The 12,231-nt window shown below is 65.2% G+C and carries 12 protein-coding genes; 6 read left to right on the forward strand and 6 right to left on the reverse strand.

What is annotated here, in order from left to right; genetic code table 11:
* The first annotated feature begins 302 nt into the window (after positions 1–302).
* Positions 303–1,217: a GTPase Era gene (gene era / locus SJY41_RS18590; RefSeq protein ID WP_380783698.1), complete on the forward strand. Its 915-nt coding sequence runs from the start codon at positions 303–305 to the stop codon at positions 1,215–1,217.
* 211 nt (positions 1,218–1,428) lie between these two features.
* Here era and SJY41_RS18595 read toward each other — a convergent pair whose 3' ends face one another.
* Positions 1,429–2,139 carry an NAD-dependent deacylase gene (locus SJY41_RS18595; RefSeq protein ID WP_380784190.1) on the reverse strand — a complete coding sequence of 237 codons (711 nt, stop codon included), beginning with the start codon at positions 2,137–2,139 and terminating at the stop codon, positions 1,429–1,431.
* Positions 2,140–2,203: 64 nt separating this feature from the next.
* On the opposite strand from SJY41_RS18595, the gene SJY41_RS18600 reads away from it, so the two are divergent.
* Positions 2,204–3,721 carry a fumarate hydratase gene (locus SJY41_RS18600; RefSeq protein ID WP_380783699.1) on the forward strand — a complete coding sequence of 506 codons (1,518 nt, stop codon included), beginning with the start codon at positions 2,204–2,206 and terminating at the stop codon, positions 3,719–3,721.
* A 135-nt stretch (positions 3,722–3,856) separates the two neighbouring features.
* Positions 3,857–4,333, forward strand: coding sequence for a DUF2501 domain-containing protein (locus tag SJY41_RS18605; RefSeq protein ID WP_380783700.1), 477 nt, complete (start codon positions 3,857–3,859; stop codon positions 4,331–4,333).
* Positions 4,334–5,026: 693 nt separating this feature from the next.
* On the opposite strand, the gene SJY41_RS18610 is transcribed toward SJY41_RS18605, so the two are convergent.
* Entirely contained in the window at positions 5,027–5,605 is a 579-nt protein-coding gene (locus SJY41_RS18610) for a hypothetical protein (RefSeq protein WP_380783701.1), read from the reverse strand.
* 112 nt (positions 5,606–5,717) lie between these two features.
* Between SJY41_RS18610 and SJY41_RS18615 the strand changes: the two genes are divergently transcribed.
* Positions 5,718–6,092 carry a PRC-barrel domain-containing protein gene (locus SJY41_RS18615; protein ID WP_380783702.1) on the forward strand — a complete coding sequence of 125 codons (375 nt, stop codon included), beginning with the start codon at positions 5,718–5,720 and terminating at the stop codon, positions 6,090–6,092.
* A gap of 51 nt (positions 6,093–6,143) precedes the next feature.
* Here the strand turns inward: SJY41_RS18615 and uvrB are convergent, their stop codons facing one another.
* The gene (gene uvrB, locus SJY41_RS18620) at positions 6,144–8,342 is read right to left on the reverse strand and encodes an excinuclease ABC subunit UvrB (protein WP_332799199.1); all 2,199 of its coding nucleotides are present in this window, start codon (positions 8,340–8,342) and stop codon (positions 6,144–6,146) included.
* Positions 8,343–8,621: 279 nt separating this feature from the next.
* Here uvrB and SJY41_RS18625 point away from each other — a divergent pair, with 279 nt between their 5' ends.
* The gene (locus SJY41_RS18625; RefSeq protein ID WP_380783703.1) at positions 8,622–9,452 is read left to right on the forward strand and encodes a ferredoxin--NADP reductase; all 831 of its coding nucleotides are present in this window, start codon (positions 8,622–8,624) and stop codon (positions 9,450–9,452) included.
* 108 nt (positions 9,453–9,560) lie between these two features.
* A complete protein-coding gene (locus SJY41_RS18630) occupies positions 9,561–9,947 on the forward strand; it encodes a VOC family protein (protein WP_380783704.1) in 387 nt (128 codons plus the stop codon).
* Positions 9,948–9,950: 3 nt separating this feature from the next.
* On the opposite strand, the gene SJY41_RS18635 is transcribed toward SJY41_RS18630, so the two are convergent.
* The 3 genes from SJY41_RS18635 to SJY41_RS18645 form a co-directional block, all read right to left on the reverse strand.
* Positions 9,951–11,129 carry an MBL fold metallo-hydrolase gene (locus SJY41_RS18635; protein ID WP_380783706.1) on the reverse strand — a complete coding sequence of 393 codons (1,179 nt, stop codon included), beginning with the start codon at positions 11,127–11,129 and terminating at the stop codon, positions 9,951–9,953.
* A gap of 103 nt (positions 11,130–11,232) precedes the next feature.
* Complete coding sequence (locus SJY41_RS18640) at positions 11,233–11,682, reverse strand: DUF4345 domain-containing protein (RefSeq protein ID WP_380783707.1); 450 nt, start codon at positions 11,680–11,682, stop codon at positions 11,233–11,235.
* On the reverse strand, positions 11,679–12,137 hold the full coding sequence (locus SJY41_RS18645) for a DUF2721 domain-containing protein (protein WP_380783708.1): 459 nt from the start codon (positions 12,135–12,137) through the stop codon (positions 11,679–11,681). The genes SJY41_RS18640 and SJY41_RS18645 overlap by 4 nt, the downstream gene beginning before the upstream one ends.
* Positions 12,138–12,231: the final 94 nt, after the last annotated feature.

Raw genomic sequence — 12,231 nt, forward strand, 5'->3', positions numbered from 1 at the left:
GAAGGTTGGTTCACGCGGAGACGCGGAGCCGCGGAGGCGCTGCGATTGAAACTCCGGTCTTGCCTCAAACGCCTCCGAGATAATCGGCGGTGCATAATTGCAGACGGCGCGCGCCCCATCCACACCATCTCCGCGGCTCCGCGCCTCCGCGTGCACCAACTTCTGTTTCTTAAACTGTGGACTGCGCGACGACGGGCAGGGCCGCAGTTTGGCGGGAATGACGCGAGGGCGTTTTGTCTGTATGACCGCCCCCGAATATCCCGATGCCGAAAAGAGTCTAAGTGACCGAATCTACTTCTCCTGTGACTTCCACCTCCCAGAGCGCCCCCAAGCATTGCGGCCTGGTCGCCATCGTCGGCGCGCCGAACGCGGGCAAGTCGACGCTCGTCAACGCGCTCGTCGGCCAGAAGGTCGCGATCGTCAGCCCCAAGGCGCAGACCACGCGTGCGAAACTGATGGGCGTCGCGATCGAGGGCGACACGCAGGTCCTGCTCGTCGACACCCCCGGTATCTTCGAGCCCAAGCGCCGCTTCGACCGCGCGATGGTCGCCGCCGCCTGGGGTGGCGCGGAGGGCTCCGACATCATCGCGCTGGTGATCGATGCCAAGGGCGGGATCGGCGGCAAGGTCACGACGATCGTCGAGTCGCTGGTCGGCCGTACCGAGCCGATCTGGCTGATCCTCAACAAGGTCGATCTCGCCGACAAGACCAAGTTGCTGATCCACGCCGAGAAACTCAACGCGCTGCTCCCGTTCGCAGAAACGTTCTTCATCAGCGCCGGCACCGGCGACGGCCTCGCGCACTTCAAGACGCAGCTCGCCAAGGCGATGCCCGAAGGTCCGTGGCATTATCCCGAGGACCAGGTCTCCGACTCGACCGAGCGCGCGCTCGCGTCCGAGGTCACGCGCGAGCAGCTGTATCTGCAGCTCCACGCGGAATTGCCGTATGCGAGCACGATCGAGACCGAGCAGTATATCGAGCGTCAGGATGGCAGCCTCGAGATCCATCAGCAGATTCTCGTCGAACGCCCGACGCAGCGCGCGATCGTGCTCGGCAAGGGCGGCGTCCGCATCAAGGAAATCGGTGCACGGTCGCGCATCGAACTCGCCTCGATCACCGGTAAGCCCGTCCACCTGTATCTTCACGTCAAGGTGAAGCCCGGCTGGGACGAAGACCGCGAAGTCTACCGCGACATGGGTCTCGACTGGGTCGACTGACCCTCACTCACAAGATGCTCCACCCCGGCGAAGGCCGGCGCCCAATTGGGGGACGTTCGTAACAGCGGGCAGCGCATCGTTATCTCGGACGTTCCAATTGGGCCCCGGCCTTCGCCGGGGTGGAGTAGGATAGCGTTCGATCGAAAGAAGGATGTTTCCCCCGCGAAGGCGGGGGTCCAGTCTGGGCCCCCGCCTTCGCGGGAGAGAAATCTTAGCCCAGCACCTCATCCACCCAGGCCGGCACCAACACCCCAGCAGCCCCGATCCGCGTTTCCTCGAAGAACACGCTCCCCATCGAGGGATCCAGGTTCAACTCCAGCGTCCGCGCCCCATGATACGCCGCGGTCTGCACGAACCCCGCCGCCGGATACACCGCGCCCGACGTCCCGATCGACACGAATAGATCGGCCTTTGCCAGCGCAGCCTCGATCCGCGCCATCTGGTACGGCATCTCGCCAAAGAACACGATGTCCGGCCGCAGCGCCGCCGAACCGCACGCGCCGCACGCCGACCCCGCCGGCAAAGCGCCCGCCCAAGATTGGCGTGCACCACAGACGGCACACAAGGCCGAGAGCAACTCGCCATGCATATGCAGCATCCGCGCCGCGCCGGCTCGTTCATGCAGGTCATCGACATTCTGCGTTACGATCAGCAACTCGCCCTCCCAAGCGGCATCCAGCCGCGCCAGCGCCCGGTGCGCGGCATTGGGTTCCACACCCGCCAGAGCCGCGCGCCGGAGATCGTAGAACCGGTGCACCAGCTCCGGATCCACCGCGAGCGCCTCGGGCGTGCACACATCCTCGACCCGGTGCCCTTCCCATAATCCACCGGGTCCGCGGAACGTTGCGATCCCGCTTTCTGCCGAAATGCCTGCGCCGGTCAGTACGACGATGTTCGCGATTGGGTTCCGAATGTCCTGCATGACCTTCAATAACGCGCCGCACCGCGGTATGGCCACCGCATACCCGCATCCGTAAAGGCGCTGCATGACCGTCATCACCGAAGCCGACCTGATCGAAAGCGTCGCCGACGCACTCCAGTTCATCAGCTACTACCACCCGATGGATTACATCCGCGCCCTGGGCGTTGCGTACGAGGCCGAGCAATCGCCCGCTGCCAAGGATGCGATCGCGCAGATCCTGACCAACAGCCGGATGTGCGCGGAGGGCCATCGCCCGATCTGCCAGGATACGGGGATCGTCACGGTCTTCGTCAAATGGGGTCAGGACTGCCGGCTCGACTCGACGCGCTCGTTGCAGGAAGTCGTCGATGAAGGCGTCCGGAAGGCGTATCTCAACCCCGAGAACAAGCTGCGGGCGTCGATCCTCGCCGATCCCGCCTTCACCCGCCGCAACACCAAGGACAACACGCCGAGCGTGATGCATGTCGAGATGGTGCCCGGCAACACCGTCTCGATCGACGTCGCGGCGAAGGGCGGCGGCAGCGAGAACAAGTCGAAGTTCAAGATGATGAACCCCAGCGACTCGATCGTCGACTGGGTGCTCGAGATGATCCCGCAGATGGGGGCTGGCTGGTGCCCGCCCGGCATGCTCGGGATCGGCATTGGCGGCACCGCGGAAAAGTCGATGATCCTCGCCAAGCAGTCGCTGATGGGCTCGATCGACATGGCGCAGTTGAAGGCGCGCGGGCCGAAGAACGACATCGAGGCGCTGCGGATCGAGATCTACGACAAGGTCAACGCGCTCGGCATTGGCGCGCAGGGGCTGGGCGGGCTGTCCACCATTCTCGACGTCAAGATTTTCGACTGGCCGACGCACGCCGCGTCGAAGCCGGTGGCGATGATCCCGAACTGCGCCGCCACGCGCCACGCGCATTTCGTGCTCGACGGGTCGGGACCGGTGTATCTGGAGGCGCCAAAGCTGGAGGAATGGCCTGACGTCAACTGGACGCCCGACAAGGCCGCGATCCGGGTCGATCTCGACACGCTGACGCCCGAAGTCGTGCAGACCTGGAAGCATGGCGACCGCCTGCTGCTGAACGGCAAGATGCTGACCGGGCGCGACGCGGCGCACAAGCGGATCAAGGACATGCTCGATGCGGGCGAGCCGCTGCCGGTCGATTTCAAGGGTCGCGTGATCTATTACGTCGGCCCGGTCGATCCGGTCGGCGAGGAAGTCGTCGGACCCGCGGGCCCGACCACGGCGACGCGCATGGACAAGTTCACGCGGATGATGCTCGACCAGGGCCTGCTGGCGATGGTCGGCAAGGCCGAGCGCGGCGCGGATGCGACCAAGGCGATCGCCGAGGCCAAGTCGGCGTATCTGATGGCGGTCGGCGGCGCCGCGTATCTGGTCGCGCGCGCGATCAAGGGCAGCAAGGTCGTCGGTTTCGCCGATCTCGGGATGGAGGCGATCTACGAGTTCGAAGTCGCCGATTTCCCGGTGACCGTCGCGGTCGATTCCGCGGGCGAGAACGTCCACCAGCTCGCGCCCTTGATCTGGCGTGAGAAGATTGCCCGTGAGCGATTATTGGCGCCGGCCTGATCGCGAACGGTCCTGATCGCGAACGGGCCTGATCTGGAACGGGCTTGATTTGGAACGGGCCTGATTTGGAACGGGCCTGATTTGGAACGGGGTGGGTGGCTGTACCGTTGGACGTGGGAAACCCAGGAGTTTTTCATGTCCACCACGCTTTCGTCGAAGTTCGGCACCGCCCTGATCGCCATCGCCTGCCTGTCGTCGGGCGCTTCCGCGCAAACGACCACTGCTGCGCCGACAACGCGTTCCGGAGGGCTTGGCGGTCTGCTCGGCAGCGCTATCCCGAGCGTCGGATCGATCGGCGCCGGTAACGCGGCCGGGCTGCTCGGCTATTGTCTGAAGAACAACCTGCTCGGCCAGGGTAGCGCGCTCGGTGCGTTGACGGGTGGGCAGGCGACGACTCCGCAAGCGACCACGCCGGCCGCAACTGGCGCGCAGTCGATCCTCCAGCGGCTGACCGGGCGGCAGGGCGTGACGACCTCGCCGGGCTATGCGGCGGGCCAGTCGGGGCAGATCCAGACGCCTAACGGACAGGGACTGTCGCTGGGCAATCTTGGCGGACAGGTGAAGACGCGGATGTGCAGCATCGTGCTCAATCGCGCGAAGTCTTTCCTGTAAGGTGGTTTGAGGCAAGACAGAACCGGTCTTGCTCGCGCGAAGTAGGCGGCGGCGTCGACTTGAGGCCACGGGTTCCGGTTGGAGATCACGCGTCTGCGTGGGAACCGTCCCACACGCGGCGCCTGCAAAGGCGAACAGGCATGTTCCCTGCGAATGCGTGGGTCCAGATTGAGCTCTCGCCTTCGCGGAAGAACAGGGAGGCACTCGCTAGCATCCGGTCACTGTCGGCGCCCCGAACCGGCCATGCCCGGGGGCGCCGCGTCGATACGCGCCTACCCCCAAATGAAAAGAGGTTGCCGGATCGTCTCCCGACGATCCGGCAACCTCCTGACATGGTCAGCGGCCGGAGAGCTCCAGCCCGGAGGACCATGCGTACCGCCTATCCTATGGCTCACGTGTTGACTGGAAGAGGATACTTCCCACGCAGGCCGGCGGCGTTAGCGGTGCGTCCCCCGAACGAACCGAACCGAACTCACTGCTGAACCATGAGACATCGGATCACCTCCTTTCGCTTGTTGAAACAACGCGGCCAAGCCTGACCGCGAGGCCAATGTGTGCCGACTGACGCTGCGATACAAGCCTTGTTTTAGGGAAGTTTCGAGCCGATCCTTCGCGGCTGCCGCCCGACGAAAACCAGCCCCGAAACCAGCCCCGAAACCAGCCCCGAAATCAGCCCCGAAATCAGCCCCGGAATTAGCTGCGACAATCCTCGGTGACGCGCTCAATCTCGGCCCAGGCGGGGACGACCAGCGCGGGCATTCCGGCCTGTTGCACTACGAATCGACCGCGGCTGAAGCCCATCGCCTCGAGCAACGGATCGTTCGGTGTCAGCGCGGCGGCGACATAGGGCGGTGTCCCTCCGGTCGGCTGGACGGGAAGGGCACGCGTCACGCTGGACGTGCGGATCGTCAGCGGCGTCGGGGCGCTACCGGCGCGGGACAGGTAGATTTGTCGCGCGGCAGTATCGCACCGGAGCGTCAGCGCGGCATCGGCATTGGCCGGCCCGAACAGAGCGATCGAACCACGCGCGTCGCGGCGATACACCCAGGTCCCCGGCGAATAGGGCCAGTCGCGCCAATCCGCCGCGATCGGGGCGGGGCGGGGGGCCGGCGCGGATGCGGGCATTGCGACGCGGGGCGGCGGCGGCTCGGCGCGCGGCGGCGCGACGCATCCGGCGACCAGCGCGAGCGCAGCGAGGCTGGCGAACCGAGCAAGCGTGGCGGGGCCGACGAGCGATCGCCGAGCGGCGGGGAATGGGGTTAAAGCGCGCATCGCACCGCTATGCGGCACGCCCGGCAACGGCTCAACCCGCGACGAACCAAACGACATGGGAACCGGCGCGCGTTGCTACCGGTTCAGCGACGGAAGAATTTGGAGAAAATGCATGTCCGATACCGCCGCCACCCCGACCCAGCTGCTCGTCCAGGCGAACATCTCCGGCACCATGAAGGTCGAAAGCCGCGACGGCGACAATGTCGGCTCGGTCCATGCGTTCATGGTTCACAAGGGAACCGGCCGCGTCACGCACGCCGTGCTTAGCCTCGGCGGCTTCCTCGGGATGGGCAAGAGCTTCTACCCGCTGCCGTTCGCGCTGCTCCAGTTCGACGCGGTTCGCGACCTCTACGTCGTCACGATCGACAAGCGCGTCCTCGAAGGCGGCCCGAGCTGGGCGAACAACGCGCCGGTCTTCGACCAGGCCTATGCCGACCGCGTCGCGAGCTATTACGGGTCGAGCAGCGAGGACCTGGTCGTCGGCTGAACTCCATTTCGACCGGTGCGGGTCAGTTGCCCGCACCGGTGAAGTTCGCGATCACCGCGACCGCGAGCCGCCCATCCGCATCTTTTGGCTCTTGCCGTAGCGCGTCTTGCGCGTGCCCGGCTTGCCCTCGTTCGAGCGCCCCATGACCGGCGCCTTCTGCTGGTCGACCGGCAGGCCCAGCTCCTCGTTTTCCAGCTGGCGGATTTCGTCGCGAAGACGCCCGGCGGTCTCGAACTCGAGATCGCTCGCCGCCTTGCGCATCTGCTTTTCGAGGTCCTCGATATACGCGCGGAGGTTGTGCCCGACCATGTGCGGACGATCCTCGTCGATCGGGATCGTGACCTGATCCTGGCTCGCGACGTGCGCGATGATGTCGCCGATGTTGCGGCGGATCGTCGTCGGGGTGATGCCGTGCTCGGTGTTGTACGCGACCTGTTTCTCGCGGCGGCGCGACGTCTCGTTCATCGCCCGCTCCATCGATCCGGTGACGCGGTCGGCGTACAGGATCACGCGGCCATCGACGTTGCGTGCCGCACGGCCGATCGTCTGGATCAGCGACGTCTCCGAGCGCAGGAAGCCCTCCTTGTCCGCATCGAGAATTGCGACCAGCCCGCATTCGGGAATATCGAGCCCCTCGCGCAACAGGTTGATGCCGATCAGCACGTCGTACACGCCGAGCCGCAAGTCGCGGATCAGCTCGATGCGTTCCAGCGTCTCGACGTCGCTGTGCATGTAGCGGACCTTGATCCCCGCCTCGTGCATGTACTCGGTCAGATCCTCGGCCATCCGCTTGGTCAGCGTGGTGACCAGCGTGCGGTAGCCGAGCGCCGTGGTCTTGCCGACCTCGACGATCAGGTCCTGGACCTGTTCCTCGACCGGCTTGATCTCGACGGGGGGATCGATCAGCCCGGTGGGGCGAATGACCTGTTCGGCGAACACGCCGCCGGTCTGCTCCATTTCCCAGCTGCCGGGGGTCGCCGAGACATAAGTCGTCGGCGGCCGCATCGCGTCCCATTCGTTGAAACGCAGCGGCCGGTTGTCGATCGCCGACGGCAGGCGGAAGCCGTATTCGGCGAGCGTCAGTTTGCGACGGTGATCGCCGCGCGACATGCCGTTGATCTGGCCGATCGTGACATGGCTCTCGTCGACGAACAGCAGCGCGTTGTCCGGGAGATATTCGAACAAAGTGGGTGGTGGCTCGCCCGGCATGCGGCCGGTGAGGAAGCGGCTGTAATTCTCGATCCCCGCGCAGGATCCGGTCGCCGCGATCATCTCAAGATCGAAGTTCGTCCGCTGCTCGAGCCGCTGCGCCTCCAGCAGCTTGCCCTCCAGCACCAGTTCCTTAAGCCGCTCGGCCAGTTCGTGCTTGATCGCCTCGCCCGCCTGCTTAAGCGTCGGGCCGGGCGTCACGTAATGCGAGTTCGCGTACACGCGCACCGAGTTCAGCGACGCGACCTTCTTGCCGGTCAGCGGATCGAACTCGATGATCTCCTCGATATCGTCGCCAAAGAACGAGATGCGCCACGCGCTGTCCTCGTAATGCGACGGGAAGATCTCGAGCGTGTCGCCCTTCACGCGAAAATTGCCGCGCTGGAACGCCGCGTCGTTGCGTTTGTACTGGAGCGCGACGAGCTTGCGCACGATCTCGCGCTGGTCGACCGTCGTGCCCTTCTTCAGGTCGAAGATCATCGCCGAATAGGTCTCGACCGAGCCGATGCCGTACAGGCACGACACCGACGCGACGATGATCACGTCGTCGCGTTCGAGCAGCGCGCGGGTGGCGGAATGGCGCATCCGGTCGATCGACTCGTTGGTCGAGGATTCCTTCTCAATGTAGGTGTCCGAGCGCGCGACATACGCCTCGGGCTGGTAATAATCGTAATAGCTGACGAAATATTCGACCGCGTTGTCAGGGAAGAACGACTTCATCTCGCCGTACAGCTGTGCCGCCAGGATCTTGTTCGGCGCGAGGATCAAGGCGGGGCGCTGGACCCGGTTGATGACGCTGGCCATCGTAAAGGTCTTGCCCGAGCCGGTGACGCCGAGCAGCACCTGGTCCTTCTCGCCGTCGCCGATCGCGGAGACGAGTTCGGCGATCGCGGTCGGCTGGTCGCCTGCGGGTTCATACTCGCTGACGAGGTTGAACCGCTTGCCGCCCTCGACCTTGTCGGGGCGCGCGGTCGGGCGATGCGGGACGAAGGTGTCGCCGGTTTCGGGCTCGGCGAGACTGGTGCGGATCTGAATGGCCATCGAGGGGGAATATGGGGAACATCCCTCGAGTCGGCAACGGCCAGCAATCACCGCGATAGCCAACTCCGTTCTCCCGCGAACGCAGGAGTCCAGTGTTACTGAGGGACGCCGTTCGTGACCCTGGGCTCCTGCGTTCGCAGGAGAACGGGGAGATACGGGCGGTGGTTTGTGGCAGGCCAAGTTTAGCTGTTGTTGACCCATCGCGCGCGCGCCCATAATGCGACCGTTTCGCAAGCAATCGATCCGCCAGCGCCTGAGCGCGGGCCAAGGAAAAGACGCATGACCGCCCCTATCGTCGAAGCAACGCGCGCCCCCGCGCTGATCCCCGAGACCCCCGCGTTCCTCAACGCCAAGGTGCTGTGGGTTCGCCACTGGAACGAACATCTGTTCAGCTTCGCGATTGAGCGGCCCTCGACCTTCCGCTTTCGCTCGGGCGAGTTCGTGATGATCGGTCTCCCGCAGGAGGGGGGCAAGCCGATCATGCGCGCCTATTCGATCGCATCCCCGCATTATTCGGAAGAGCTCGAGTTCCTGTCGATCAAGGTCGAGGACGGCCCGCTGACCTCGAAGCTCCAGCTGATCCAGCCGGGCGACGAGCTGTATCTCGGCAAGAAGCCGACCGGCACTTTGGTGCTCGACGCGCTGCTGCCGGGGAAGCGGTTGTTTATGTTCTCGACCGGCACCGGCCTGGCACCGTTCCTCAGCCTGATGCGCGATCCCGACGTGTATGCCGCGTACGAGCAGATCATCGTGGTGCACAGCGTGCGGCGCGTGAGCGATCTCGCCTATCATGACGAGATGGTCGGGCTGCTGGCCGAGGATCCGCTGATCGCCGACGAGGCGCAGACGCAGTTCCACTACATTCCGACCGTGACGCGCGAGCCGTTCCGCACCACCCGGCGGATCGGTGCGCTGATCGAGGATGCGTCGCTGTTCGGTCACCCGGTCCGCGGCGAGCAGAAGCTCAATCCCGAGACCGACCGGGCGATGCTGTGCGGGTCGACCGAGATGATCAAGGAATTCGCGGTCATGCTGGAGGCGAACGGGTTCGACGAGGGCTCGAACGCGAAGCCGGGTACGTTCGTGATCGAGCGCGCGTTCGTCGGCTGAACCGCCAACTGTTCGTTCCCCCGCCGCCGCGGGGGAACGGCCTTTCGCGGTATTGCCCCTTTGCGGTAACCCGCCGATAGCGCTCCTCAACCAAGAGGAGAGAGACCCATGATCGGTTACGCGACGCTCGGCACCAACGACATCGATACCGCGCTCGAATTCTACGACGCGCTGTTCGCGACCGTCGGCGGCAAGCGGCTCATGCAGATCCCCGACGAACGCCAGCTGACCTTCTACGGTGCAGGCGCCGACAAGCCGATGCTCGTGATTGGCCGGCCTTACGACGGCGCTGCCGCGACCGCCGGCAACGGCACGATGGTCGCATTGGCGGCAGACTCACGCGAGCAGGTCGACCAGATCCACGCCAAGGCGGTCGCGCTGGGCGGCGCGGACGAAGGCGGTCCGGGACTGCGTGGTGCTGAGGAAATGGGCTTTTACGGCGCGTATTTCCGCGATCCGGACGGCAACAAGCTCTGCGCGTTCAAGATGGGCTGAGGTCTAGCGCATCGCTCGAACTTGCGGCGTATCCAGGCAGTGCAACAGCGCCTCGCGCGGCATCGGCGCGACGGCAGTGGGCTTGGCATACGCCGCAACGTCTGCCGGCTGCCCGATCGCGATCGGTGCAAACCCGCTTTGACCGGTACAGCGCATCGCCGCTTCCAGCATCTTCGGCGGCGTATCATAGGCTTCGAACGACAGCCGGAACGTGCCCCAATGAATCGGGATCGAGCGGGTCGCGCCCAACCGGCGATGGACTTCGACCGCATCGACCGGTCCGAAATGGCTGCCCGATTCCATCTGTCCCGGCACGAAACGGAATGCGCCGATCGGGATCAGCGCCAGTCGGATCGGCCCGAGCGCGGCGGCTTCGGCCGGCCACTGGCCGTCGCCCATCCCGCTGTCGCCCGCAAAGAACAGATTGCCGCCCGGGAGTGTGACGACGAAGCCCGACCACAGCGCACGGTTGCGATCGGTAAACCAGCGGCTGCCCCAGTGGTGACTGCGGGTGACGGTGACCGCGACGCCGGGCTTGATCGCGATCCGTTGCCCCCAGTCGAGCGCGACAGCATCGGCGCCGGTCTGGCCGATCACGCTGTCGTTGCCCAGGCTGGTGACGATCCGCGGGCGATCGCGCTGCCACAGGCGTTGCAGCGTCGCCTTGTCGAGATGATCATAGTGGTTGTGGCTGACCAGCACGAGGTCGATCTTCGGCAGCGTGTCCAGCGCGATTCCCGGCTCTGCGACCCGGCGCGGACCGGTGCCGAGCGGGCCGGCATTCCGTGCCCAGACCGGATCGGTCAGGATGTTCAGCCCCTGGGTCTGCACCAGCACGGTGGCATGGCCGACCCATGTCACGACCATGCGTTCGCCGTCGACGCGGGCCGGTGGCGCGATCGGGGCGATGGTGATCGATTTCGGCCAGGCGGGACGGCCGTCGCTGCCGGTGAAGTACCGCCAGAAGAACCCCAGACGGCTGCCACCGGTCCCCGCTGGCTGAATCTGCCGGGTGTCGGCATCGCCGTCGGGATTGAAGAAACGAGCGCCATCGAAGTGATCGGATGCGGGCCCGCGGTAATAGACCCGGTCAAGAAAGCGCGGGACGATCGTCACGATCAGGGCGCCGACCACCAGCAGCAACAGGATGAAGCCCCCGACGATCTTGAATGCTGTCGTCACGGCGTTTCCATTCTGCGTGGATCCGTTGACGGGATCCGGTTGACCGGGTCCGTTCGTTACGAACCCGGCTGTCGAACCCCTAACGCCCGTTTGCGGCCATCGTTCAGATCGCCGTCGCTTTATCGATCCGCCGTGCCAGGTTCCACTGCCACAGCATCAGCAGCGGGACGACGATCGTCTCCATCCCCAGCCCGAGCACATGCCCCCGCGACGGGACTCCCACGGCGATCAGCGAGATCAGCCGCGAGACGCCGCCGACGAAGATGAGCCCGCCGAGCAGACGGAACCGCGGCCCCTTGCGCTCGATGGCCGGAATGCAACTCACGAACCCAAGCCCGGTCGCGAAGAATATTCCCGATATGTAGCGAAAGTGACTGTCGAGATCGCGCGGTATGTCGGTCAGGTGTCCGAACGGCGCCGGGCCGTGAAGGACGCCCTGTCCGCCGACGATCAGCGGCAACAGGCAGGCGGCGGCGACTACCGTCTGCAGCACGCGCTTTTCGATCGAGCCGGTCGTGGCACCGGACATGGTACCGGTAAGGTCGGGGGTCATGGCAGCGGCCTTAGCAGTTCGGGCCGGATCCTGAACGCGCGCAGCGATATCCGGACCTCGAAGATGAATGAAACGAGCGCGGCGATGAGCAGGATCATCGCCAGGATGAAGCACAGTGCGACGTACGTGCCGAAATGCAGCTTCGCGAGTTCGGCGATGAACAGCAGCGCGATCAGGATGCACGTCATGATCGCGCTCGATACCGACAGGAACAGCGCGGCGTTGATGATCGTCATGCGGCGATCGAGCAGGCGAAGCTCCCAGACGAAGCGGACATGCTCGGGACCGGTGCTGCCGGGATGAAGCTGCTCGAGGTCGCGGGCTCGGTCGATCACCCGCGACAGGCGTCCCGCCAGGACGTTCAGCAACTGCCCGATACCGGCCAGCATGAAGACCGGGGCGAGCGAAAGCTGGATCGTCTGGGCGATCGTCGAGATGGCGGGTATCGTCGGCATGGCAGCACCATGTGGTAAAAAGCGGCGGATAGAAAGAACTTGGGGCGACCCATTACCGGTCCGGCAATCGGCCCGCCGTACCGAAAAGACCATG

Source organism: Sphingomonas sp. R86520 (assembly GCF_042466285.1).
Lineage (GTDB): Bacteria > Pseudomonadota > Alphaproteobacteria > Sphingomonadales > Sphingomonadaceae > Sphingomonas.

Excerpts from the sequence above, each read along its gene's own strand:
- SJY41_RS18595 (WP_380784190.1), bottom strand. The coding sequence starts at position 2,139 with ATGCAGGACATTCGGAACCCAATCGCGAACATCGTCGTACTGACCGGC.
- SJY41_RS18600 (WP_380783699.1), top strand. The coding sequence starts at position 2,204 with ATGACCGTCATCACCGAAGCCGACCTGATCGAAAGCGTCGCCGACGCA.
- SJY41_RS18605 (WP_380783700.1), top strand. The coding sequence starts at position 3,857 with ATGTCCACCACGCTTTCGTCGAAGTTCGGCACCGCCCTGATCGCCATC.
- SJY41_RS18610 (WP_380783701.1), bottom strand. The coding sequence starts at position 5,605 with ATGCGCGCTTTAACCCCATTCCCCGCCGCTCGGCGATCGCTCGTCGGC.
- SJY41_RS18615 (WP_380783702.1), top strand. The coding sequence starts at position 5,718 with ATGTCCGATACCGCCGCCACCCCGACCCAGCTGCTCGTCCAGGCGAAC.
- uvrB (WP_332799199.1), bottom strand. The coding sequence starts at position 8,342 with ATGGCCATTCAGATCCGCACCAGTCTCGCCGAGCCCGAAACCGGCGAC.
- SJY41_RS18625 (WP_380783703.1), top strand. The coding sequence starts at position 8,622 with ATGACCGCCCCTATCGTCGAAGCAACGCGCGCCCCCGCGCTGATCCCC.
- SJY41_RS18630 (WP_380783704.1), top strand. The coding sequence starts at position 9,561 with ATGATCGGTTACGCGACGCTCGGCACCAACGACATCGATACCGCGCTC.
- SJY41_RS18640 (WP_380783707.1), bottom strand. The coding sequence starts at position 11,682 with ATGACCCCCGACCTTACCGGTACCATGTCCGGTGCCACGACCGGCTCG.
- SJY41_RS18645 (WP_380783708.1), bottom strand. The coding sequence starts at position 12,137 with ATGCCGACGATACCCGCCATCTCGACGATCGCCCAGACGATCCAGCTT.